This is a genomic window from Crenothrix polyspora, assembly GCF_900163755.1.
GTDB classification, from domain to species: Bacteria; Pseudomonadota; Gammaproteobacteria; order Methylococcales; family Methylomonadaceae; genus Crenothrix; species Crenothrix polyspora.
Genome location: NZ_FUKI01000077.1, coordinates 1 through 2,352, shown reverse-complemented (window position 1 = coordinate 2,352; position 2,352 = coordinate 1). Strand labels below are relative to the sequence as shown.

2 protein-coding genes are annotated in these 2,352 nt (G+C 32.7%); one reads left to right on the top strand and one right to left on the bottom strand.

The window, feature by feature from the left end; genetic code table 11:
* Nucleotides 1–86: 86 nt before the first annotated feature.
* Entirely contained in the window at nt 87–395 is a 309-nt protein-coding gene (locus CRENPOLYSF2_RS04335; protein ID WP_245807892.1) for a response regulator transcription factor, read from the top strand.
* Between the two features lie 82 nt (nt 396–477).
* Here CRENPOLYSF2_RS04335 and CRENPOLYSF2_RS04330 read toward each other — a convergent pair whose 3' ends face one another.
* Nucleotides 478–2,073: a sulfatase-like hydrolase/transferase gene (locus tag CRENPOLYSF2_RS04330; RefSeq protein WP_087142731.1), complete on the bottom strand. Its 1,596-nt coding sequence runs from the start codon at nt 2,071–2,073 to the stop codon at nt 478–480.
* Nucleotides 2,074–2,352 lie beyond the last annotated feature (279 nt).

The window sequence follows — 2,352 nt, the reverse complement described above, 5'->3', positions numbered from 1 at the left end:
AAAGGTAACGCCATGATATTAGCTAGCTTTGGCTTGGTTTAAAAAGTGTACGGTACTGAAATATTTGTAAAAACACGGCCCCCGCTATGTTAATAACTGCCATACACACAGTGGCTGAAGGTAAACATTATATTGAATCGAGCTTTTTAGCAAACAGTGTTAATCACGTCGCCGAAACCGATTACAAAGCTATTATTGAATCATTATCAAGCAGAGAATTTGATGTATTTTTGTTATTGGCCAAGGTTTATACCGCGCACAAAATTGCCGAGGAATTGTGTTTGGGTTATAAGACCATAGCCAATTACGGTACGCAAATCCGCAGTAAATTAAAAGTATCTTCGGTGGCCGAGTTAGCGCATATTGCCTTGGTTTCTGGGGTGATGAAAAATTAATAATATACGAAGCCAAAGCATTATCCGGTGAAATTAATACACCGGATAATCTCGTTTAGCTAAGAGAACTATGGAGATAAATTTAATCAACTTTTTTAAACAATGGTTTTGAATTAAAATATCCAAAAGGACTGCCATAGCTAAAATAACCATATTTATTGATAGGTTCAATTAGCGCGGGCTCATAATGTTTTAAATAGTCATTATTTTCATACCCAAAATAATACAATAACGTTGAAAATATATTAAAGTGCGAGGTGTTATTATAGTTTTTTTTGCTAGATGATGAAATTAAATCGCTAGTTTCATTAGCAATTAGCAGCAGTGGCACTATGCCCTCACCTGGGTACGGTTCACCGGTAGCTGTGCAATGTGTGCCCCCAGGCGCATCTTTTAAATTTTGACCATGATCAGAAGTATATATCATTAAGGTAGATGGTGTTACTGACTCTTTAAGCAATTCTTCAAAAAAACCTCCCGTTTGATAACTAATAGCCCTTGCGTATTCAATCCTGGTTGGGTTTTTATTTATATAATCCCACTTAAATTCTGGTTTAAAACTATCTGGATAGGACTTAGCATAAGGAAAATGAGCCCCGCGTTTAATTACCATTATAAAATTCCCTGTATTTTTTAGTAATCCTTTAAGCGCTATAGCAATATCTGTATCAGATTTATATTCAGTTGTATTAACATTGTTATCAATCATTTCTCGTTCTTCAGTGTCAAAATAATCATGATTTTTACCATTATTTTGCGCATCTATTAAGGTGGTTTTATAGCCAGATTTTTTAGCATAATCCCAAATTAACGGATTTTGATAAATCGTTACGTCTAAATTATCAGGTTTAGGGCCTTTTCTTAATATTATATTTGAAGTTGCACTGCAATTACTGCCTGATGTAGCAATACCAAAATCATATACATTCCAGTTTTTATTGGTTTTTACATTAAGCCCTGCACTCGGTTCTTTACCATTAATAAAGTCACTTCTTATACTTTCATCAACTATTAAAACGATGTTGTCTTTTTTATTTCCATTGGGGTTAAACAAAGCACCTTTATAATTGTAATCATATTTTTTCTTATCAAAAAGTGAGGCTATCTCAAAACTGTATACTGAAAATAAACTGGGTATTTTACCTGTATAACCGCCTTTTTTAAAGACACATATGCTAGTAAATATTATCATATAACAGGCAATAAGTACGATTGACTTAATTCCAGAATTATTGATAAATGTAGTTGATAGCCGAAATGCTAAAAATAGAAAAATACCACGTATTAATGGATATAAAAGTAACTTTCCATATTCACTCAAAGCATCATTAATATTGGCAATAGCTAATTTTATTCCTAAATAATCGCCATAAAACATTGGCTGTGTAAAAATCATTCCAAAAACATCAGTAATTAATGTTGGAAACAGTATTAATATAAAAAAAATCCATTTATATTTTGATTTTATATTTGCGGCATAATAAATAGCAAAAAAACCTATGCTGGATATTAATAATATTGCAAAAATATAAGTTATTTTTAAAATAAATCCAAAATTCATTCCATAAATTCGTATTAATCCATTAATAATACTGGGCCTTTCCATAATAAAAAATAAAAAAACCAAACTAAATATCAGAAATGAATTTTTATTAACGGCTGTATTTTTTATATTCATTTATTTATTACCTATGTAGCTAAATTACACCTCGTCATGAGGTATAATCGATTGCTGATGAATTACGAAATGGCATCAATATAAGCCGTGTCTTTTGTACGCAGTGGGTAATTATTCAGTCCCCTTTTTTCAAAGGGGGAGGTGAGCACATATCGCAGCGGCGAGATTTTACAGCGTTTTCAACTTAGGACAGTTACAGCCACCGTTCGTGCTGAGCTTGTCGAAGCATGAACGGCACACTTCGACAAGCTCAGTGCGAACGGTTACGCTGTAACTATT